Raw genomic sequence first — 22,334 nt, forward strand, 5'->3', positions numbered from 1 at the left:
GTCTTCCTTATCGCTTCGAGAGCACGGTCAACTGGCCCTCGTTGATGGTCACTTCACGGCCGCGCAGAATGACCTCCGCTCCCGCGCCGGTCGCGATGACCACGGCTTCCTTGGTGATACGGATGTACGCGCCGCCCTGGGCCTGCAGGAGGATCCCCTGCTCGGCACCGGGCGTGTCGTTCATGACGAGCTTGTGCGCCTGCGGCGTCTGCACGACGACCGGCTTGTTCGGCGCGTCGGCCGCCAGCTCGCGCCGCGCGTCGGGCGGCAGTTCCTCGGCGGCGCCGTACCAGCACCCGGTCCACACGGGAAAGCTCGGGTCCCCCTGCTCGAACTCCACCCACACGCCCGCGCCGGGCGGCGGCACCACGAACTGGCCCGACTCGGGCCCGGTGAACGGCAGGCAGGGCAGCGCCCAGGTGGACGGCTCGTCGCCGAGGACGTCCGGGACCTCGACGGTGATACGGCCGATGCGCAGCGGGTCGTCGTTGCTGACGACCCGGCCGCGGAACTTGCCGAGGTAGCGATTGCTGGGTGCCGCCATGGTGGAGGTGCTCCTGGTTGGTGGGTCTGGGTCGTGGGTGTGCGGGTGTGCTGGTGCGGGTTACGGCCGGACGTAGTCGCTGCGGGCTTCCAGTCCCTCTCGGGAGAGGGTGAAGTTCTGCTGGTACGAGCCCGGGCGCAGGTTGTGCGTGACGGACTTGACGAAGTAGTCGCCGTCGTACGCCCGTCCCGAGCCGCGTACGCCGACGAGCTGGCGCGGCTGCAGGATGTAGCCGTGCCGGATGACGTCGAGCGAGCCGGAGCCGGAGACGACGTCGGCGGAGACGGCGGCACGCGCGAGCAACTCCGCCTCGGCCTGCTCGCGTTGCTGCTTGGCCGTGCCGGAGAGGGTCCTGCGCTTGAGGGCCGGAGTGGGCCGCTTGCCGAGGGGCGGGCGCAGGGGGCTGATCGACGGCTGCGGGAGAAGGGCGGACTGCCGGGTCTCGGGGTTCTGCCAACGGGCCTGCGGCTCTTCGCGGGCGGTTCCGTCGTACGCGAACGTCAGTTGATCCACGGTCGAGTTGGCGTCCATGTTGACGTTGAGGGCGTGCTGGCGGATGCCGAGACGGACCTCTGGCCCCCAACGGGCCGAGGACTGCCCGGGGTTGGGGCCGGGTTCCAGATAGAAGGTGTAGCCGTTCGCGCGGGCGAGCTCGGTGACGTACTGCAGGTCGGTCTGCGTCTGGTAGTGCACCCGCAGATCCTGGTGCGGGGGCTGGGCGACCTTCTCGGTGTAGACGTCGGGCCGGATGCCGTAGTCGGAGTACCGGCGCAGGATGGCGAGCACCCGTTCGGACGGTGGCAGGTTGGGATACCGGGCGGTGCGCTCCTCCAGATCCATGAGGAGCGTCAGGTCCTCCCCGGTGACGGTGAGGGTGGAGTGGCCGGGCTGGTTGCTCGCACCGACCTCGTGACGGACGATCAGCCCGTCGAAGAGCACGTCGGAGGTGCCCCGCACGGTCACCGTGACGATGATCCGGGTCTTGGGGTCGAAGAACCCCTCGGGCAGGAGCCGTCGGCTGATGATCCCGTTCTTGGTGAGGTCGAAGGCCAGCTGGAAGCCGCTGCGCTCCCCCGCGGTCGCGGTGATCTGGGCGGACAGCAGGGCCTCGGTCACCTCTGCCGGGACGGGCCGGGCGAGCTTGGGCCCCATGAGGAGCGTGATGTGGACGGGGCCCTGCCCCACGGGCAGATCAAACACGCCGGTCTCCCCTGCCGCCGGGGAACCCGCCGGCGAGCGGGATGTCGATGACGCGCCCTGCCTCGTCGGTCAACTCGCGTGGATCGAGTACGGGGTTGGCGTCGGCGATCTGCCACCACTGGCCGGGGTCGCCGAAGTAGCGCTGGGCGAGGAGATCGGGGCGCTCGCCGGCACCGACGGTGTGCGGCTGGGTGTCGTCGCCGTCGGGGGTCCGGTCGAGCGGGGGCAGCAACCGGCGCTTGGTGTACCGGACTTCGGTGCCGTCGGCTCGGCGGTGAATCCCGATCTCGGCGTCGTGGTAGCGGCTGGTGCGCGGGTAGGGGTGGGCGCCCGGGATGGCGTCCAGGGCGTTCTCGTAAGGCTCGATGTCGGCCATGGTGTGCTGCTCAGCCCCTTCCGATCACGGCGTTGGTTCCGGTGCCCATGCCTCCGCGGAGCCCGAGCGAGCCGAGGCTGCCGCCGCGCGCGGCTGCGGCGAGGCGCTCCTTCTGGGCGAGGTGGGCCATGTAGAGGTCGGCGCCACGGTGGCCGGCGGGGAGGTCGCTGACGGTGAGGATCTTCATGCCGATGCTGAGGGAGGCGCGGATGGGATTGAGGTTCACGTCGAAGGCGGACTCGTTGACGGAGAGCTCGGTGAGCCGGACGGGCATGACGCGCTTGCTGCCCCAGGTGAAGAGGGTGAGCGGCATCTCGATCGGGCTGATCTCGATGGCGCCCTTCTGCGACAACTTGCTCGCGGCTCGGAGCTGGGCGACGGTCGGCTGCACCAGCATCTCGAGGGTCGCGAGCTGCGGGTGGATGCCGTCGGGGGCGGCGATCTCGAACTGGTCGGTGGCGTCGATCTCGGCGGTGAACTTCCAGGTCTCCTGAGCGGGGCCCTTCAGGCGGAGGGCCTCGTTCCGGTCCCCACTGCCGGTGCCGCCGCCTCCGGCGTCGCCGCTGTCGCCGGCCGACTGGGGGGCGACGCTGCGTTCCAGGGTGTCCGGGTTGAACTGCAGGACGATGATCCGCTGGGGAGTGCCGGTGTCGGGGTTGGCTACGACTATTCCGGAGCGGATGGGTTTGGGGATGTCGGCGTAGCGGGTCACAGGCGGGCCTCCAACCGGGCAGCCAAATCTCCATAGTCATGATCGGGGAACAGCTCGGGAAACACTTCGAGCATGCGTTTCAAGCGCTCGACTGTGTCCCTGAAGACGATTCCGCGAAGCGTGATGTCAGCGAAGAGGTACTGCCACCCGAAGACACCTTTGGTGAGGAGCAGGGCTTCGAGGTACTGGCAGTACGTGAGATCGAGTTTCACCAGGTCGGAATCGATACCCGGGGCCGTGCTCAATCTCATGTCGTAATACCACATCTCCAGCGGATCCACGTGCTGCTGGATCCGAATGGCGGCGAAGTGGCCCGTTCCTGCATGTTGCGGAAAGTCAACCACCCGTAGCTGTTCATAGATTGCCAAGTCGCTCGCGCCGGCGGTCTCCAGAGTGAACTGCGGGGGCGGCAACAGAATGGAGTCGTACAGGTCACGCAGTCTGAACTCCCCACCGAGCTCAGGACTTCCGGTCTTGGCGCGCCAACGGCAGGACAGTTCCGTGAACCAGATGTTGCACTCTCGCAAGTAGCTCCCCAGGGCCACGTTGTCGAACTCGTCGAAGAACTCGATCGCTGTGGGGTTCTCGTCCAGCCTGTCCAGGACGGGCCCGTTCTTGGAGAATTCGACTTCGAGTTCATCGCATTCCAGGATCGCGTTCAGCGAGTCCACGTGACTCTGCTCGCTGTGTGAGAGGTCGCGCACGGCAACTCCATTTTGGCTTCGGCTTCTTCTGTCTCTAGAACGGTAGTGAGCTGCTGTTGTTGCGAAGCTCTCTGAGCCTTTCTTTGAACTTGGGGAAGTAGGAGGTCTTCCGGCCGGTCCTGGCCATCCGCGCGTTCTCGTAATCGAGGATGGCTTGGACGAGTTCACCCACCGTGGTGATCTCACGCAACTTGTCGCGCTGGAATTGCTCGATGGCCTCGTAGGCAAGCTGTGCGAACTCCGGGGTGGCGTCGAGCAGGTGCTTGAGCTGTCCCTTGGTGGCACTGTTGATCGTGACCTTTGCCGTGCTGCCCGGATTCGGCGGCTTCTCCGGAGTCACGTGTTGTTCATGGACACCGCCCTTGCTCTTGTCCATGGTGACCCACTTGCTGGTGTTCTTGTGCCGTTGCAGTTCGTGTCGTCCCCACCTGGCTTGCAGGTAACTGGGAAACCCTTCGTACGGCCCGGGATGGTAGTTGACCCGGATGCGATACCAGATGGCCTTCTTGTTGGGGGCCTGGTCGGCGACGCCCAGGTAGCCGTACGCGTGCTTCTCGATCTCGTCCTTGAACTTCGTGTTGACCGAGGGGCCCCTGGCCGGCACCAAGTTGGTGCCCGCGGCCGGGCCACCGAGTTGCTCGGACAGCAGGTGCATCCGGACCCACCAGTTCGAGGGATCGTTGTTGAGGCCGTACAGGTTGAGGTGGCGGAACCCTACGGGCTGGTTGCGTGGGGCGGCGTCCGCGGTCGAGCCGTGGGAGTTTGCGTACTGCTTGGTTATGTACTGGGCTTCGAAGTCATGGGCCACTTCGTTGTTGTTGGAGAAATTGGGCACCTTGGTGGCAGGCAGCTCCGGGTCGCTGAGTACGTACAGGTAGTCCTTCACGTCACCCTGGAGATTGTTCTTCCCGCGCAGGACCGGTCGCGTGGGGTTGAGTGTCGCAATAACGGTGAAGTCCGGATCCCCGACTCGAATCAGGCTGGTCAGCTTGAAATGGGCCCTGAGCGCGTTGAGTATCCCGCGATGGTTCTGCTTCGAGAGACCGTCGTCGAGTCGGTCGCTCAGAATCCGCCGGATGCGGGCGACGATGAGGTCGAGACGCCGTTCCTTGGCGTTGTCCGAGTTCTCGTCCTTCTTCTGCCTGTCCTTGTCCGGCCGTGACTTGGGCCTGCCTGGACCGCTCTTGTCGGGCCTGGGCTTGGTCTTGCCGGGGCCCGGGCGATCCGGCTTCCCCTTGGGTTTGCCCGGGCCGTCCTTGTCCGGCTTCTGCTTCGGTTTGGCGGGCGCGTCCTTGTCATCCTTCGGCCCGGGCTTCTTGCCGTCCGGTGTCGTGTCGGACTTGGGCCTGCCCGGTGCGTCCTTGTCGTCCTTGGGCTTTCCGGGGGTGTCCTTGCCGTCACCCGTGGGCCGCTTGGGGTCCTGGTCCTTGGGGTCCTGGTCCTTGGGCTTGTCGGGGCTCTTGCCGTCGCCGTCCTTCGGCCTGGTGGTCGCGGGTGCCTCGTTGTCGTCCCTGGGCTTGTCCGGGGACTTGGCGTCAGCGCCCTTCGGCTTCGCGTCCGGCTTGGGCTCCGGCTTCGGTTGCGGTTTGGGCTTCGGGGAGGCGGTCGGACGGGTGTCGGGCTTGTCGCCCTGGCTGTCCTTCTTCGGCCGGCCCGGCGTGTCCGTGCCCGTGGGCCTGCCCGGGGCGTCTTTGTCGGTCTTGGGCTTGGCGGGACCCGGAGTCGTGTCCTTGTCCGGAGTCCTCGTTGCCGGTTTGGTCGGGCCCGCCTTCGGGTCGGACTTTGCGTTCGACTTCGTGCCCGTGCTCTTGCCCGGCTTCGGGGTGCCGGCGGTGGGCAGGCCGGGCGCCGGCGCGCCCTTCTCTCCTTCGGGGTCGGCGTTCCTGCCGCCCTTGTCGTCGGCGCCGCCTGCGGCGGGCCTCTTGCCGTCACCCTTGCCGCCCTGCCCCAGCCGCGCGGCGATGTTCTTGAAGCGCCTGCCCACCTTCGCGACGTACTTGCCGATGCCGCTCAGCAGCGCCTCGTACGCAAGCTCCAGCAACGCCACGATGCCCGCCGCCACCGCCTTCGCGAACAAGATGCCCGCGCCGCCGCTGCGGACTGCCTTCAGCCAGTCGAGGACCGCGCCCATCGCGCGCAGGATCTCGCCGAGGGCGCCGATGGCCACGCGAATGGCGTCGATGACGGCCATCACCCAGCCGGCGCCCGGGATCAGCTTGGCGATGACCTTGGTGATGACGATCTCGCCGATGATGAAGGGGAGTTGGGGGACGATGGCGTCCCAGGTCTCCTTGACGATCTGTTCGAGGGTGATGCCGCCCTTGATCAGCTTGTCCAGGATGGCCTTCGGGACACCGATGATCTCCTCGATCTTGGACTGGAACCATTCCTTGACGGCCGCCTTGACCTCTCGGAACAGATGGTTCTTCGCGCCGTCCACGGCGGAGTTCTTGGCGCCGCTCAGCCAGCCGCCCGGGTCGGAGAGGAAGTCGACCGCGACGAGCATGAAGTCGCCGAGGGCGCTCAGCAGTCCGGCGGCGAAGTCCAGGACCGCCTTCACCGCGGCCACGACGGCCTTGACGACGTCCAGGAGGGCCTTCTTCAGGATCTCCAGAATGCTGCTGAGCAGCTTGCCGATGGCGTCCAGCAGGTCGCTGATGGCCTGCTTCAGCGCGGCGGCGAGCCTGTTGACGAGAGCGATCGCCGCATTGATCAGGGACGTGATCAGGTTCCGGATGCGCTTGGCCAGGTCGATGATCGCCCGCACCATCGCCTTCGCGAACTCGATCAGATCCGTGATCAGGCTCTTGATGGCGTCGACAATGGCCTTGCGGGCGGCGTTGATCCAGCCCTCGACGTTCTTCTTGAAGTCCCGGATGAAGTTGATGACTGCATTGCGCGCGTCACGGATGACCTTGACGATCGCGTTCTTGATGTCGATGACCTTCTGTTTGATCCACTCGAAGGCCTTCGAGAGCCAGTTGCCCGACTCCTGGGCAGCATCGTTCTTCTTCTTGTCCGCGTCCCTCTCCGCGTTGTCGGCCTGTTCCTTGATCTTCCTGTCGCTGCCCTCCTTCTCCGTCTCGACCCTGTCGTCTGTCTTCTTCTCCTCGGTCTTGACGTCCTGGCGGACCTTCTCCTGCCGGTCGGACTTCTTGTCGCCGAGGTTCTTGAGCTCCTTGTCCTGCTCCGTACGCCAGTCCTCGCGCTGGGCGGTGACCTCGGCCATCGCCTTCTCGCGCTCGCCCGCCTGCGTCTCGGTGTTGGCCGCGATCTCGGCGTCGACCTGCTGCTTGTGCTTCGCCTGCGAGTCACGGAAGTCACGGTCCTTGGCCTGACGGCCCTCGGACATGCCCTTCTGGCCCTCGCTGAACGCGGCCTGGAACTGCGGGCCGCGCTCGTGCTCCGCCACCTCGGAAGCCGCCTCCGGAGGTACGGCACCGGTCGCGCCTCCGCCCTCGACGCCGGCTCCCTGGCCGCCACCGCCCTGCCCGGGGACCTTCGCCGTCAGCTGCTCCTTGGGGGCATTGGGGTAGACCTGGTCCTCGCCCATCCCACGACCGGCGTCGTCCTGGGCCGTCCCGATGGTCTCCTGGCCCTTGGCATCGACATTGCCGCCCTGTTCAGTGGACGCCTGCTCGGCACCACCCTGCATTTCGACGCCCGGCGCATTGCCCGCCTGCGCCTGCTTGAGCGCCTCGTCCTTCGTCGGCAGGCCGGCGAACTTGGCAGCCAGCTCCTGTGGGTCCACCAGGGGTTCGTCGGCACCGAAGAGGCTGCCGACGGCATTCACGATCTTGCCGCCGATGAAGCCCAGGGCCATCTTGAAGGTGTCCCAGCCGCCCGGCTCCTCGGCCTTCTCCGCCTCGATCTGGCCGTCGGGCTCCTTCGCGCCGGTGACCTCGGCGTTCTCCTGGTCCGGCTCCTTGGCCTGCTCGGCCGGAGCCTGCGAGTACTCGGCCGGAGCATCCGTCTTCGGCTTGCCCTCGAGGGTCTGCGGCGCGCCCGCCGGACGCTGCATGGAGGGCGGTGCGGAGGCCAGCGTCTTGTGCTCGTCGCCGACCGTACGGTCCACCGCGCCGCCCACGCCGCCCATCGCCTGAAGTGCCTTGTGCGGCTTGAGCTTCGAGGCGGTGGCCAGGCCTGCCTCCGGGGCGACGCCCGAGAGGTTCGGTGCCGGGGCGGAGTCCTTCTTGCCCTTCCCGCGGGCCGGTGCGGACGCTCCTCCACCGCCGCCACCGCCACCGCCCGTGGGGCGGCTGGACGATGCCGACGCCTTGGGCGACGGCGCGGTCTCCGGTGCGCCCCTCTCCTCGCGAGCGGCCTTGGGAGCGGGGGCGGGTGCGGACTTGGGCGCCGCCGAAGTCTGCGTACGAGCCGCCGAGGTCTCCGTACGAGCGCTGGGCTGGGGCCCGCTCTCCTGCACCGCGCCGCCCGTCGCAGGCGTGTCCGACGAGCCCCCGGCACCCGTCCCCGCGGCTCCGGACGTCTCAGCGGAAGCGGAATCAGAGCCCCCGGACGCACCGGGAGTACCGGGAGCACCCGGACCTCCCGAAGCACCCTGCGCGCCCGCACCTGCGGCCGCCTCCTGCGCGGCCCCCGCGCCCTGCGCCCCCGAAGCCTCCGAACCGGCCCCGCCCGCCGACTCCTTCGCTCCGGCCGCGGCGTCGGTCTGCGCGGCCCGGCCACCCGTCGCCTGCGGGGACTCCTTCTCCGGCGCGGCCGACGCCTTGTCGCCACCGGCGGCAGTGCCCTTCTCCTCCTTGGCGGCCGGCTCCTTGGCCGCGCTGCCGCCCTCGGACTTCCCGTCCGACTTGCCAGGGGCCTCCTGCACGGTCCTCTGGGCCGCGACCGCACCCAGCTTCGGGTCGTCACCGGCCTTCGGGTCCCGGGATGCCGCGCTCGACGGGGGCGGCGCCGCAGCGCGTTCCAGTTCGAGACCGCCGAAGCCGCCGTCGCCGTCCGGCCCGCCCTCGGTCTCCGGTGCCGCCGACTCCGCCTCGGCGGTGCCGAGGTCCTGCTCCTCGGGCTCGGCTTCCGCCGCCGCGTCCTCCGCGTCCTCGGCATCCCGCTGTGCCTGCACTTCGTCGGCCCTGGTCGGCGGCGGGGCCGGGAAGGACGGGAGAGCGGGGGTGGCGTCCGGGTCCAGCGCGTCCGCGGTCGGAACCCCGGACACGTCGAGATCCTGCTGTGGCAGGAAGTCCTCGGGCCGGAGCTTGATGTCCCAGGCGCTCGGCTCCTCGCCGCCGGCTTCCACCTCCGACTCGCTGCCGGAGCCGAACGGGTCGTCCTCGGTCTCCTCCTCGAGACCCTCGACGTCCTGGTTGCGCTTGCCCTCGAGCGTGCTGAACTTGCCGACCAGCTGGGTGTCCTTGCCGGAAGTGGTCGGCGAGCCCTTGGGCTTCTCCTGCCCCTGCTTGTCCTGCTGCTTCAGCTGCCGGCCCGCCACCATCGCCTCGGCCGCGCCCGGGCGGTTCTTCGCCGCGGACTCCTCCTTGGTCGCGGTGGGCGTCTCCTCCTGCTCGGTGGCCTCCTTGCCCGCCTTCTCCTTCTTGCCGGCCGCACCGTCCTGGGACTTCTTCGCCCCGCCCTGCTGTCCGCCCTCCGACTTCCCCCGGACGACGAGGAGGCGGCGGACGACGCCGACGACGAGGACTGCTCCTTCTGCGATGCCGGGGCGCCCGAGCCCGAGCCCTGGCCCTGGGACTGCGCGGCCCCGGCGGCAGAGGGCTGGGCGGCCCCGGAGGAACCGGTGACTCCCTCCCCGGAGGCGCCCGACCCCCGCGGCGCGCCTCCGCCCTGCGGAGTGGTCCCGCGCTCCGGCGTACCGCCGTTCTGCGGGGTGCTGCCGGCCGCGCCTTCCTCGGTGTCCCGCTCCTTCTCCGGGCCGGGCGCCAGGCCCGGCCGCTCCTCCTCCGCGCGCCCTTCCTCCACCGCCCGCAGCGCGTTCTCGCGCTCGGTGCGCACATCCTCGGCCGTGTCCGGCTCGATCTCGGGTGCGTCGTGCGCATTGCGTTCCAGACCCGGCGCGTGGTCCTCGTAGGCGTCGACCTCGTCGACGAGGTCGAGCACCCGGTCGTGCTCCGGGGCGAGCAGCCGGTTCTCCAGGCGGACGAGGACACCGTCGAGCAACTCCTCCGGGAGCCGGGCGAGTTGCTTGCGGGTGCGCTGGGACAGGTCCTCGGGGTCGCCGCGCAGGGAACGTACGACGGAGTTGGCGATCCGGTCGACGAGGGTCGCCGGGTCCATGGCCTCGGCGCGGTTGCGGTCGGCGTCGACGGTGGCGTACCGCAGCCAGCCGGGGGTGGCCTGCCCCTCCTCGACGTCCGGCGCGGACTCCTCCGTGCGCGCCGCCTCGGGACGTACGAGGTCCCGGGCCGCCGACTCCGCCTCCCGCTCGATCGCCTGCTGCGGCAGGCTCACCGCGCCCAGCTCACGCCCGGCGCGCAGAGTGCCGAGGCCGTGCGGGTTCTGCACGGTGTGCAGAAGCTCGTGGGCGAGCAGGCGGCGGCCCTCGTCGGTGCCCGGCTTGAAGGCGCCCTCGCGGAAGAAGATGTCCTGGCCGACGGCGACCGCGTCGGCGCCGAGCAGCTCGGTCAGCTGCCCGGCGTCGCGGTCGGTGTGCAGGCGTACGCGGCTGAGGTCGTGCCCGAGCTGCTCCTCCAGCTCCCGTCGTACGCCGGGGTCGAGGGGCTGACCGGCGCCGCTGACGATGTCCTTGGGCTCCGGCGTACGGGACTTGGCGGCGCGTTCCTTGCGCTTGCGGCGGCGCTGCTCGGCCGACTGCTCCGAACGGGCGTCCTGCGCCTGGGAGTTGCTCACCGCGTCACCTCCCCGTGGCCGCTGAGCCCCTCGTGCACGACTCGGGCCAGTTCCTGGCCGAGGCGGCGGGCGGACAGGCCGGCGGGCAGCGGCGGGAGGCCCTTGAGCGCGTCGAGGGTCAGGGCGCCGTCGGCGGCCAGCGGGACGCCGTGCACGCGGACCAGGCGGGTCAGCTCCTGTTCGAAGGCGGCGGAGACCCGCTCGGGGTCCACGCGGAAACCCTCAAGGGCGAGTTCACCGATCTCCACCCGGATCTCGCGGGGCTCCTCGGCCCCCCGGCTCACGGCCGTCCGGGTCGGTTCCCTGTTCACACCCATCCGCGGACCTCCGTCGGCGTCAAGGAGCGCTCCAGCTTCAGGTACTCCGTACGCGCCGCCGCCAGCATGTGCCGCATCTGCAGCCGGTCGCCCTCCTCGGCGGCGAGGAAGGCCCCGGACAGGGCGATGTTGCGGATCGAGCCGCCCGCGACGGTGAGCTGGGCGAGGAGGTCCGGGTCGATGTCCTTCAGCGGGGCCCGCGAGGGCAGCACCCGGCGCCAGATCTCGGCGCGCTCGTGCTCGGCGGGGAAGGGGAAGTCGACGACGAAGCGGATGCGGCGCATGAAGGCGGTGTCGAGGGCCTTCTTCATGTTGGTGGTGAGGATGGCGAGGCCGCGGTAGGCCTCCATCCGCATCAGCAGGTAGCTGACCTCCAGGTTGGCGTACCGGTCGTGGCTGTCCTTGACCTCGCTGCGCTTGCCGAACAGCGCGTCGGCCTCGTCGAAGAGCAGGAGCGCGCCGCCTCGTTCGGCCGCGTCGAAGACCCTGCGGAGGTTCTTCTCCGTCTCGCCGATGTACTTGCTCACCACCTGGGAGAGGTCGATGACGAACAGGTCGAGGCCGAGCTCCTTCGCCATCACCTCGGCGGCCAGCGTCTTGCCGGTGCCGGAGCCGCCGGCGAACATCGCGGTGACGCCGAGGCCGCGGCGCAGGGTGCCGGCGAAGCCCCACTCCTGGTGGACGGTGGCCCGCTGCCGCACGTGCGCGACGATCTCGCGCAGCACGCTCAACTGCCGCTCGTGCAGCACCAGATCGTCCCAGCCCGCCTCCGGCTCGATCCGGCGGCCCAGCTCGTCCATGCCGACACGGGCCTCCTCAAGACCGGCTCGCCAGGCGAGCTGGGCGGCGTCCAGCTCGTCCTCGTACGGCAGCCGGCGGCGTACGGTTGCGGCGGCGGACCGTACGACATGCGGGGGCAGCTGGAACTGCGCGACCAGGGAGCGCAGTTCACCGTCATCCAGGTCGGCGACGGGGTGGAAGGCCTGCGCCCACAGCTCGACCTGCTCCTCGTCGTCGAGGCGCGGCACTGCCACCCTCGCGCCGTGCGGGCGGTCCGTGCGCAGCGGGTCCTCGCTGGACACGACGACGGGTACGGCGGCCCCGGCCAGGAATGCCTCGGTCGCCGCCCGCTGGTCGCGGTCCAGCTCGCCGACCTCGACGAGCAGCGCGGCGGGCAGCAGGATCGCCTCGCGCTGCCACAGCCGGGCGAGCCGGTCGCGTTCGGCGGGGTCGGTGGGGATGTCCTCGGCGCCCATGGCGTACAGCGCCAGCCCGGACCGCGCGGCCGCCCCGGCGGCGATGTCGGCGCGGCTGCGCAGGTCGCCGCCGGTCACCTCGACGAGCAGCGGCGCGTCCGGGCTCGCCCCCGTCGTCCAGCCCTCGGCGGCACGGCTCGCGGCCAGGTCGTACGACGGCGGCAGCTGCTCCGGCACCGGGGCGCGGCGCAGGCGGCCGTGCAGACGGGCGTCCAGGTAGGGCGAGCCCAGCAGGAAGTGCAGGATCCGCTCGTCCAGGCGCAGCCGGGAGGTCGTCAGCCGGGACTCGTCGTCGAGCTCGACGATCCGCCAGCGCCGTAGCGGCGCAACGGGGGTGAGCGCGCTCCAGTGCGGTTCGGCGAGGGCGGCCAGGGCAAGCGAGAAGGTCGGGTACGCCCGCTGCGGATCACCGCTGGCCGCGGCGCAGCGGGCTGCGGTGGTGGGGTCGAGTTCGTCGGCGGCGGTGAGGAGGATCAGGTCGCGTTCGAAGGGCGTGAGCCCGAAGCAGGCGACGAGGGCGTCGAGGGGGGCGGTGCCCGGGGTGGCCAGGGGAGCCGGACTCGTGGAGCCGGTGGCGTTCGGGGTGCCGGGCTCGGTGTCGGGCTGGGGCGCGGTGGCCTGCCCGGCGCCTGCCGCGTGGGCATCGATGCGGGACAGGACACGGCGGATCTCCGCGGTCAGCGTCGCGCCGACGCCGTGTCCGTCCGCCGTCGTCGCCGAAGTGCCCGGTGTGCCCGGCTCGTTCGTCCCCATGTCCTCACCTGCCCCCGTCGTTCCCATGCCGTCTCAGTTCTCGGTGCCTTCGGTCCCGCTGTCCGTCCCCGTACCGCGTGCGGTCCCGCCCTGCCGTGCCGACTTGCTCGGCTGTGCCGCCTTGCGGCCTCGTGCCGGAGCCTTGGCGGGCACCTTGGCCGGCGATTTCGCGGCCGTCTTGGCGGCCGCCTTCACCGGCGCCTTGGCAGGGGCCTTCGCCGGTGTCCTGGCGGCAGGCTTCTCAGGTGTCTCGGCCTTCTCGACGCCGTTCACGGCCTCGACATCGCCGCCGGACCTGTCGGTTGAGGCACCGTCACCGATCACCGGCGGCACCGGAGCCCCCGGCGCCCCGAACGGCAGCACCCGTACCTCGGGCCGCTCCACGGGCTTCGCCGGTACCGGTGTCTCGCGCCCGTCGATGAAGATCAGGGACGCCTGGTAGACCACCGACAGCGAGTACGGCGTCTGGTAGAGCATCCCCCACAGCTTCGACGTCTCGTCGATGTCCATCACCGTCGGCGAGAACCGCACGCGCTGCGCCGCCTCAGCGAGGTCGCTGCCCGACAGGTACGGCCGTTCGCCGGCCTGCTCGATGACGTCCTTCGGCAGGATCGGGATCTCGTGCAGGGTGCGCACCACGGCGCCGATCAGCCGCTGCCCGACCAGTTCGGTCTCGTCGCCGTACGCGCTGATCAGATAGTGCAGGTCGAGCGCGGCGGCCGGCCGCTTGATCAGTGTGCCGTCGGACGTCCGGGTCGGCAGGTCGTTGCCCCGCATCGACGTGTTGGGTGTGACCTGGTACAGGAACACGTTGATGGTGGGCTGGTCCGGCGGTTCCGCCGGCGGCTTGCGCGGTTCGACCTTGACGGCCTCGTCGAACTCCGGGCCCAGGTTGGACTCGAGCAGCAGGGCGAGGGCCTGGGTGACATGGGCGATGGCGAGTGCGTTGCTCATGAAGTCAGTTCCTCGGTTCCTCGGTCCGTCATGTCACTCCCGCCCTCGCGCCAGGTACTCCGCCAGGCTCAAGGTCGCCCCCGTACGGCCCCTTTCGGGCGTCCGCTGCCGGCCGCCGCCGGACGGCGCCGGTCCGGCCGTCACCTCCAGCCGCCCGATCTGCACCTGAACCACCTGCTCGGGCGCCTTCCCGGGCCGCCGGGCCGCGGCCTGCCGTACGGCGTCCCGGGCCGCCGCCGTGTCCGCGGCGCTCGGCCGTGGTGGGGTGGACACGGCGGCGTGGGGTGTGGCGTCCGTGCCCGGGGGGATGGGCACGGACACCACGTTCTGGGAGGAGCCGTGTTCCGCACGGCCCCTGCCCGCCGCCCGGTGTGCGGCGTCGGGCGTCGGGCGCGGGCCCGTGGCGACCGGCGCAACGGGGCGCAGCAGCGGCGCCTCGGGCAGCGCCCTCGGGGTGGGCTGCGGTGCCGGGTCCGCCGGGGCGTGTTCGGTGCGTACGACCGTCCGCTCGCGTTCGGTGGGCAGCCGGGCGGCGGGCGTCGCCGGACGCGGCGCCGTCTCCTGCCGTCCGTCCGACGGCGTGCTGGACGGCCACAGCAGGTCGCTCCCGTCGTCCGGTTCGGGTGCGGTGGCCCGTACAGCCTCCACCCGTTCGAACGGGCCGGGCAGCCGGGGACGTACCCGCACCACACCCGGGCGCGGCCCGGCGGCGGCCGGGGCGTGCCGGGCGATCAGCCGGTCGAGGAAGTCGGGAACCGGCGCCCCTTCGGCGTCAGACATCCGCACACAGCTCCAGGTAGTAACGGCGCCGCAGCGGGCTGAGCGCCAGGATCTCCGGCTCGCTCCAGCCGTAGGAGGTGGCGAGCAGATGGACGTCGAGCAGCAGGTCCCGTGCCCAGGCGTCCAGTTCGGTCCAGAGGTAGGAGGCGATGTCGAGCTCGGCCCGGGTGGTCGCACCGCAGTCGGGGCAGCCGACGTTGAGCGTCACGTCGGCTGCCGGGTCGGCGGCCTCGACGGCCTCCGCGATCCGGCGCTGGACCGGGACGGGCAGGTCGCCGGCGTCCACGGCCGCGCCGTCGCGCACCGCCGAGACGAGGCACCGGGCGAGCAGGGCCGCACGCGGGTCCGCCGCCCGGGCCGCCGCCGTCAGGTCGGCGACCCCGGGCAGCCGGAACTCGACGTCCCAGCCGTCCTGCTGGACCCGCACGACGGCGCCGGCGGACGGGTCGCCCCCGTCCACCGGACCGCGCCGCCCGGCCGCTGAACCACCCCTCCCGCCCAGCGACCGGGCGAACTGCCCGGCGTCCAGGTCGAACTCCATGTCCTCCCCGCACGCCGCACACGCCAGCCGCACCTGCATCCGCTCGCCGAACAGGGCCCGGCGCAGCGCGAACAGGTCGGCCTCGCGCTCCCCCACCGGCAGCACCGGCAGGCTCGCGGCGTCGACGTCCGGGCGCGCCGTGCGGTGCAGCAGCAGGGCACGCCCCGTCGGTGCCTCGGCGAGGCACGCCTCCCAGGTGGCCAGCAGCTCGGCCGCCCCCGTGATCGCCATCTCGTCCCCCCTCAACTACCCCTTGCTCAAGCTGGGTTGAGGAAAGAGGGCTCCTCCGGCTCGGGCACCTCGTAGTCCCGCTCCCAGCCCTCGCACTCGAGCTTCAGCGACTGGATGGCCACCGCGTTGGCGTTGGCGTCCAGCTCGCCGAGGACCTGGTACTCGCTGGGCCAGGTCCGGTAGAGCTTGTGCGAGACGGCGACCTGCCCGGCCTCGTTGAGGACCTGGATCACTATGTCCTTGCGGAAGTCGGCGAGGGACACCTCGGAGCCGAGGCCCGCGCCGACCTGCCAGACCTTGTTGGCCCAGCGGTCGAACTCGGGGTCGTGGGTGACGCCGCGCTCCAGGGTGATGCCCTCGAACTCGGAGCGGCCGGGCGACTTGCGGGGCGACGACGGATCGCCGCCGTGCCGGTGCTTGACGACCTCCGTCGTCCGCTTCAGCGGACTGATCTTGCTGATGCCGGCGACCGTACGACCGTCCCACAGGACCAGGAACTTGAAGTTCTTGTACGGGTCGAAGCGATGCGCGTTGACCGTGAACTCAGCCATCGGATTCCTTCAGTTCTCCACGATTCCCCGCGCCTAGAGCGCGAACTGCCCGGACGTCTGCTGGATCTTGACGATCACGAACTCCGCCGGCCGCACCGGTGCGATGCCGACGAGGACGTTGACGATGCCGTTCTCGATGTCCTCGGCGGTCGTCGTGTCGCTGTCGCACTTGACGAAGTACGCCTCGCGCGGGGTGCCGCCCTTGAAGGCGCCCTGGCGGAAGAGGGTGTGCAGGTACGAGGAGGCGGCGAGCCGGATCTGCTGCCACAGGTTCTCGTCGTTGGGCTCGAAGACCACCCACTGCAGACCGCGCTGGAGGCTCTCCTCCACGTGCAGTGCGAGGCGCCGCACCGGCACGTACTTCCACTCGCTGTCGAGCGCGTCCGAGCCCTCCAGCGTGCGCGCGCCCCAGACGACCGGGCCCGTCACCGGGAAGGTGCGCAGGCAGTTGACGCCGAGCGGGTTGAGCAGGCCGGTCTCGCGATCGGTCAGGTTCACGGTGAGCGAGTGCACGCCCGCGAGCCGCGCCTCGGTGCCGGCCGGGGCCTTCCACACGCCGCGCTCGGAGTCGGTGCGGGCGATGACGCCCGCGACCGCGCCCGACGGCGGGAAGGAGCGCAGCCGCCCGGTGAGCGGGTCGGTGAGCTGGAGGTGCGGGAAGTACAGGCCGGCGTGGTTGCCGCGCACGGCGTCGAAGGCGGCGAGCCCGGCGCGGGCGGTGTCGACGCTGACCCAGGTGCTCGGCGCGTCGACCAGCAGGAAGATCCGCCGCTCCTGGCACAGCCGCTGGGCGGCCGAGATCACCGTGAGCGCGTCATCGGTCTTCTCGTACGCCGCGAGCTCCGGCAGCGCCAGCAGGTTGACGTCGGCGACGCCGCGCAGCGCCTGGATGCCGGTCTTGTCGCCCTCGGAGCCGATGAGGTCGCGCGGACCGGGCGCCGCGCCGTCCTCGCCGCCCTCCAGCGGGAACACCGGCGGGTTGACGGAGGCCTCCAGGCCGAGGTCGTTGGCGCACTCGCCGAGGAAGCGGACGACGTCCTCGGGGTCGGTGGAGCCGGCGACGACCTGGATGCGGCGGCCGAAGGCGGTGACCTCGGCGCCCGCGAAGGCGTGCTTGCCGGGCGCGTCGGGCAGGGCGCGCAGCTTGCGCTCAAGGAGCAGCGCCAACTCGGCCACGGAGCACGGGGCTTCGCCGTCGCAGTCGGGGTCGTAGAGCTTGAACTCGCGCTCCACCTCGCCGATCTTGACGGTCAGGTCGACTTCCAGGTTGGGCAGTTCGTCACCGAAGGGCTTGGAGACGGTGCCGGACGGGTCGGGGCGGCCCTCGCCGACGACCTCGACGCGGATCAGCTTGGAGCCCGCGTTGATCACGGTCTGCGCGTAGCGGCCGTGCGAGGGGTCCATGGACAGGCCGGTGAAGCTCTCGCGGGCGTCGCCCTTGGCGTCGTAGACGCGCAGGTTGAAGGTTTCGTCAGGGCACGGGGTGTCGTGGTCCACGGCGACCCGCAGGCCGTTGCCCCAGACGCCGGGCTCCTTGGCGTGCACTTCGAGGACCGGGCCCTCGCTGTGGCCCTCGGTGGACTTGAGGGTGACGCAGGCGGCCTTGCCGCTGCCGGCCTTGGCGACGCGGACGATCACCGCGACGGTGCCGCCGTTGCCGAAGAACTGGTGGACCGCGTAGCCGACGGCGCTCTGCGCGCTCAGGCCGCCGAAGCGGCGCTCGAACTCCGTGAAGCTGGTGACGCGTACCGGCTCGTTGAGCGGACCCCGCCGGGTGTGGCCCACGAAGGCCGTCACGGACGTGGTCAGGGTCGAGATCGTGCGGGTGCTGCTGGGAAGTTCTTCCACGTAGACGCCGGGATACGTCGGCTTGGCGGCGCTCAGCGCGCTCATCGGCATTCCCCCTCCTACTCCCTGTCTCGGGCACCGGACAAAGGCACCAAGAGATGGCAGAGGGAGGCATTCCCGACTCGGGGCACGAAAACGCCACCCACACGGGCGACGCCACTCACGTGCACCGCAACAGTTTCCCCCGTCATCACCGTGGGCGATCGGCCGCACGGCTCAAGCAGCGCGCTTGTGACTCCTGATGCTCAAGTGCTCAACCCACCTTGCTGTGTTCGAAGTTGACCGAGCAAGGCGCCTTCAGGCCACCCGGGGAGGGGATTTGGTGAAGGCCCTCTCGCGACATCCACACATCCCACCGGCGCGCCCCGGCCGGCTGGTTCACAGATTCTGCACGGGGGGTGCCGTCCTCCGGCCCCGTGCGGCCCTCAAATCCCGCCGGAGATCCATGATCCACGCCGTTCGGCTGGTCGCACGTCCGTACGGCCTCCCCGAGTCGTACACAACGTGCCATGGCTGGTTTTCCATGGGTGACGCGAACGCACCCGTACGCGCGGCCGATACCAGAACTCCCCCTGCGCGTAGGGGCTTTACGCTCGGCCGGACCTGGTTGGCGCGCCGAGGCCACGGCTAGCGTGTCGGCAAGGGCCGCCAGGGGGACGGGGTGAGGCGCCGAGATGCCTGCCGGACAGGGAAGTTGGGAACTGGTCACGGCGAATTCGCAGATCCTCGCCGTGCATGCCGCATTGCTGCCATCGGGCAAAGTGCTCTACTTCAGCGGGTCCGAGCACGACGAGGCTCCACCGGACCCGGCGAGCGTCATCAACGCGACCAGGCTGTGGGATCCGGTGACCAACGAGGTGCGCCTGACCGGCGGGCCCCTGACGGACGACCTCTTCTGCGCCGGTCACTGCCTGCTGCCCAACGGCAACGTGCTCGTCGTGGGCGGAACCGAGCACTACGAGGACAAGGCCGACCCGGAGCATGCGAAGGTCGACCACTTCACCGGGACCGATACGGCCCTCGTCTTCGACTGGCGCAGCGAGCTCTGGCGCTCGGTCGACTCCATGGCAGGAGGCCGCTGGTACCCGACGTGCCTCACCCTCGCGGACGGCCGTGCCCTCGTCCTCGGCGGCCACGGCGACGACCGGGGGCCGCACGAGAACACGCGCATCGAGATCTTCGACCCGGCGGACCGCACCTGGTCGGCCCCCGTGCTCACTGATCCGCCTCTGGAGGAGACGGGCGGCGTCACCCACTACTTCGGGAAGGAGATCCGCCCCATGGTGTACTACCCACGGCTGCACCAGCTGCCCGACGGGCGGATCTTCTCGTCCACGGCCCTGCGCGTCGGCGGTCGCCGCCGGACCAGGAACATCGACCCGGCGCGCCTGACGACCGCCGACCTCGGCCCGCCGCCTCCGGCAGGACAGTCCCCGGGGGAGGCCGGTGACCCGTTCTGGCCGTTCAACATCTACGCCCGGGCCGCGTTCCCCTCCGTACTGCTCCCTCTGATCCCGCCGCACTACGGTGCCCGGATCCTCATCTGCGGCCAGCGCCGGCCCCAGTTCTTCGAACCCCACAACGCCCATCTCGGCTGGCGCCCCACAGGGGAGCGACGGCCCGATCCGTACCGGGCGTACGCAAACGCCGTCCTGCTGCCCGACGCGTCGGTCCTCGTGGTCGGCGGAGCGACCTCGGAACGCCTTCCCGTCCTCGGCGGCGGCAGGGACGGGAACGCGGTGCACTGGGCGGAGCGCTACACCCCCGACTCCGACACCTGGGAGAAGCTGGCCGAGTCGCCGAACCGGATCGCGCGGGTCTATCACTCGGTGGCGCTGCTCCTGCCCGACGGCCGGGTCTGGATCGCGGGCTCCAACCACGACAGCGACCGCAACCAGGGCGGAGTCCGCAAGGACGACCCGTCGAAAGGAGATGCGCGGGAGCTGAGGATCGAGGTCTACTCGCCGCCGTACCTCTTCACTCGCGACGAGGCGGGGGCGATCGTGCCCGCCGAGCGCCCCGCTGTCGGCAGGCTGCTGATCGGGGCCGGACACGGCCAGGAGTTCCGGGTCCCGACGCCCGAGGCACGCGGGATCCGGCGGGTGCACCTGATCCGCTGCGGCTCGGCCACCCACGCCTTCAATCCCGACCAGCGGCTCGTCGCCCTGCACATCACGCGACGGGAGGACGACGCGATCACCGTCCTGATGCCGCCGAACGGCCGGGTGGCGCCGCCCGGTTACTACCTGCTGTTCCTCGTCGACCTGGCGGGCACCCCGTCCGTGGGCCGGTTCGTGCGGCTGCAGGACGAGTACCCCCTCGCCGAGATCTACGTCGGGCGCCCCGTGACCGCCCCCGACCTGCCCGACCTGCCGGTGGGCACCAAGGTCCTGGACGTGCCGCAACCCGTCTGGGACCTCGGGACCGTCGACATCGGCAGGACCAGGACGGCCCGGATCTTCTGCAAGAACGTCGGGACCGGAGGGCTGCGCATCTCCCCGCAGGGCTTCTCCGGGGACTTCCGCACCGAGGACGAGCCCGACTCGCCGCTGTGGGGCACGCGTGGCAGGAAGAAGAACCTGGACGTGACGCTCACCGGGTCACCCGCTCCCCGGGGCGATCTCGCGGTGCTGGAGGTGAAGTTCACCCCCACCGAAACGGGCCCCCACGCCGGGACGCTGCTGGTCCACACGAACGCCCCGGACCTGGGCGGCTTCCATGTGAAGCTGAGCGCGAACGTGCGCGGTTTCTCCGTGGCGCTCGTACCGGCGGTGGCCGGGCCGGACGTACCGTTCGGGGAGGTCGAGGCGGGAGCCACGGTGCCCCGGACCGTGATCGTGCGCAACGAGGGGTCGATCGACGCCGTCATCGACGAGCTGTTCATCGACGGCGACGGTGCCGCGAAAGGCTTCAGCGCGCCTGTGGTGCTGTCGGACCGCCGCGTGCCGGCAGGTGCGTCGCGCTCCTTCCCCGTGTGGTTCTCTCCGCGCACCGTCGGCCGGGTGGAGGCGGAGCTGGTCCTGGAGACGAGTGATACGTCCGCCCCGGCCAGGTTCACCGACCGCCGCACCCTCAGGGTCAGCGCGGTGGGGGTGGGCCCACGCCTCGAAGCGGCGCCCGCCCGGCTGGTCTTCGGCCCGCAGGAGATCCGGACGGCCAGTACGGCGCAGCAGATCACGGTCACCAACACCGGGTCCCGCCCGGCTGCCCGGATTCGCCTCGCGGTCAGCCGGGAGTGGCGTGTCCTCACGCCGCTGCCGGACACCGCCCTGCCACCCGGCGGGAGCCTCGCTCTGGACGTGGTCTTCACCCCCGGACACGCCGGCCCGCTGGCCGGCACGCTCACGCTCGACGGCGACACGCTGGACGGACCCGTCGCCGTCGCGCTGGAAGGCACCGGGGTGGCCGCCCCGATCGCGCTGCTGAATCCCGCCGCACTCGCCTTCGGTGACCAGCCGCTCACCACCCACGGGCTGCCCAGGGCGGTGACGGTGAGCAACGAAGGGGTGCTCGATCTGGAGATCGGCGCCGTCGATCTCGTGGGACCTGACGCGGGTGACTTTCAACTCGCCGAGGACCGCTGCCGACGGGAGACCATCCCGCCCGAGCGGTCGTGCACGGTCGCCGTCCTGTTCACCCCGAGCGCACTCGGACCCCGCAGGGCCGAACTGCGGATCACCGACAACGCTCCCGGCAGCCCCCGCACCGTCGCGCTCACCGGCACGGGTGTCCCCGCGCCCCTGTGCGGCGCCGACCCGACCGCGGTCGGCTTCCCGCCGCAGCGTGTGGGCAGTGCGGCCACACCGCACCATGTGACCCTGACCAACAACGGAACCGATCCGATCACCGTGACCTCGGTGACGGTCACGGGAGCCGCGGCGGGCGACTACGCGGTCCAACAGGGCTGCACCGGCGGCCCGTTGGCCCCCGGAGGCTCCTGTGCGGTCGAGGTGACCTTCCGGCCGACGGCGATCGGCGTACGGGACGCCGAGCTCGTCGCGCGGTGCGCGGCTCCCGTGCCCGGCCTCTCGGTGCCGCTGACCGGCACCGGTCTGGGCACGGTGGTGACGTTCGATCCGCCGGGGCTGACCTTCGATGCGCAGCCGGTCGGCTCGTTCAGCGCACGGCAGGACCTGCTGCTGACCAACACCGGGAACGCCGAGCTGACGATCCAGAGCCTCGCGGTCAGCGGCGACTTCCGCCACGACCACTCCTGCAGTGTGCTGCGGCCGAACGGTTACTGCCGGATCAGGGTGATCTTCCTCCCGACGGCGGAGGGCCCCCGCGCCGGCGAAGTACGCGTCACCGACGGCCTCGGCCGGACCCACACCGCTGCCCTGCTCGGAACCGGGGTGGCTCCTCATGTGGCACTGAGCACCGCCGCCCTCGACTTCGGCGACCAGGCGGTCGCCTCCGCCTCCGCTCCCCGGACGGTGCAGCTGACCAACACCGGCTCCGGAGCGCTGACCGTCCAACATGTCGACTTCGCCGACGGTGCGGCCGGCTTCGCCAAGACGGCGGACACGTGTACCGGTGCCGTCCTGCGGGGCGGCGACTCCCGCTCGGTCGACGTCACGTTCACCCCGCCCGCTCGAGGGGAACTCCTCGGCAGCCTCAGGATCAGCACCAACGCCCAGGACAGCCCCCACGTCATCCGCCTCCGCGGCAACGGAGTATGACCGGACCCGGTCTGCAGACGGCTGTTCGGTACCCGGCTGCACCTCGGGGAACCCGTCCCCGGCGCC

The 22,334-nt window shown here is 70.8% G+C and carries 15 protein-coding genes; 1 reads left to right on the forward strand and 14 read right to left on the reverse strand.

Features of this window, described 5'->3' with window-relative positions; translation table 11 throughout:
• Window positions 1-7: 7 nt before the first annotated feature.
• Genes ACQEV2_RS04760 through ACQEV2_RS04825 form a run of 14 tightly spaced genes read right to left on the reverse strand, consistent with a single transcriptional unit; the run spans window position 8 to window position 17,640 of the window.
• Window positions 8-544: a phage baseplate assembly protein V gene (locus ACQEV2_RS04760; RefSeq protein ID WP_398823864.1), complete on the reverse strand. Its 537-nt coding sequence runs from the start codon at window positions 542-544 to the stop codon at window positions 8-10.
• A 60-nt stretch (window positions 545-604) separates the two neighbouring features.
• Window positions 605-1,744: a hypothetical protein gene (locus ACQEV2_RS04765; protein ID WP_398823867.1), complete on the reverse strand. Its 1,140-nt coding sequence runs from the start codon at window positions 1,742-1,744 to the stop codon at window positions 605-607.
• Entirely contained in the window at window positions 1,737-2,120 is a 384-nt protein-coding gene (locus tag ACQEV2_RS04770) for a hypothetical protein (RefSeq protein ID WP_433036851.1), read from the reverse strand. The genes ACQEV2_RS04765 and ACQEV2_RS04770 overlap by 8 nt, the downstream gene beginning before the upstream one ends.
• A 10-nt stretch (window positions 2,121-2,130) precedes the next feature.
• Window positions 2,131-2,832: a hypothetical protein gene (locus ACQEV2_RS04775; RefSeq protein ID WP_433036852.1), complete on the reverse strand. Its 702-nt coding sequence runs from the start codon at window positions 2,830-2,832 to the stop codon at window positions 2,131-2,133.
• Entirely contained in the window at window positions 2,829-3,536 is a 708-nt protein-coding gene (locus ACQEV2_RS04780; protein WP_433036854.1) for a hypothetical protein, read from the reverse strand. Before ACQEV2_RS04780 ends, ACQEV2_RS04775 begins: the two co-directional genes overlap by 4 nt.
• Window positions 3,537-3,570: 34 nt before the next feature.
• Complete coding sequence (locus ACQEV2_RS04785; protein ID WP_433036856.1) at window positions 3,571-8,988, reverse strand: eCIS core domain-containing protein; 5,418 nt, start codon at window positions 8,986-8,988, stop codon at window positions 3,571-3,573.
• On the reverse strand, window positions 8,967-10,358 hold the full coding sequence (locus ACQEV2_RS04790; RefSeq protein WP_433036858.1) for an eCIS core domain-containing protein: 1,392 nt from the start codon (window positions 10,356-10,358) through the stop codon (window positions 8,967-8,969). The genes ACQEV2_RS04785 and ACQEV2_RS04790 overlap by 22 nt, the downstream gene beginning before the upstream one ends.
• Complete coding sequence (locus tag ACQEV2_RS04795) at window positions 10,355-10,675, reverse strand: hypothetical protein (RefSeq protein ID WP_433036860.1); 321 nt, start codon at window positions 10,673-10,675, stop codon at window positions 10,355-10,357. Before ACQEV2_RS04795 ends, ACQEV2_RS04790 begins: the two co-directional genes overlap by 4 nt.
• On the reverse strand, window positions 10,666-12,684 hold the full coding sequence (locus ACQEV2_RS04800) for an ATP-binding protein (protein ID WP_433036862.1): 2,019 nt from the start codon (window positions 12,682-12,684) through the stop codon (window positions 10,666-10,668). The genes ACQEV2_RS04795 and ACQEV2_RS04800 overlap by 10 nt, the downstream gene beginning before the upstream one ends.
• Window positions 12,685-12,717: 33 nt before the next feature.
• On the reverse strand, window positions 12,718-13,638 hold the full coding sequence (locus tag ACQEV2_RS04805; protein WP_433036864.1) for a DUF4255 domain-containing protein: 921 nt from the start codon (window positions 13,636-13,638) through the stop codon (window positions 12,718-12,720).
• 33 nt (window positions 13,639-13,671) lie between these two features.
• Window positions 13,672-14,418, reverse strand: coding sequence for a hypothetical protein (locus tag ACQEV2_RS04810; protein ID WP_433036866.1), 747 nt, complete (start codon window positions 14,416-14,418; stop codon window positions 13,672-13,674).
• Complete coding sequence (locus tag ACQEV2_RS04815; protein ID WP_433036868.1) at window positions 14,411-15,190, reverse strand: hypothetical protein; 780 nt, start codon at window positions 15,188-15,190, stop codon at window positions 14,411-14,413. Before ACQEV2_RS04815 ends, ACQEV2_RS04810 begins: the two co-directional genes overlap by 8 nt.
• Before the next feature lie 26 nt (window positions 15,191-15,216).
• Entirely contained in the window at window positions 15,217-15,741 is a 525-nt protein-coding gene (locus tag ACQEV2_RS04820) for a phage tail protein (protein ID WP_004003113.1), read from the reverse strand.
• A gap of 33 nt (window positions 15,742-15,774) precedes the next feature.
• Entirely contained in the window at window positions 15,775-17,640 is a 1,866-nt protein-coding gene (locus tag ACQEV2_RS04825) for a phage tail sheath subtilisin-like domain-containing protein (RefSeq protein WP_433036871.1), read from the reverse strand.
• A gap of 623 nt (window positions 17,641-18,263) precedes the next feature.
• Between ACQEV2_RS04825 and ACQEV2_RS04830 the strand changes: the two genes are divergently transcribed.
• Complete coding sequence (locus ACQEV2_RS04830) at window positions 18,264-22,268, forward strand: choice-of-anchor D domain-containing protein (protein WP_433036872.1); 4,005 nt, start codon at window positions 18,264-18,266, stop codon at window positions 22,266-22,268.
• Window positions 22,269-22,334: the final 66 nt, after the last annotated feature.

Source organism: Streptomyces sp. CA-251387, from assembly GCF_050936625.1.
Lineage (GTDB): Bacteria > Actinomycetota > Actinomycetes > Streptomycetales > Streptomycetaceae > Streptomyces.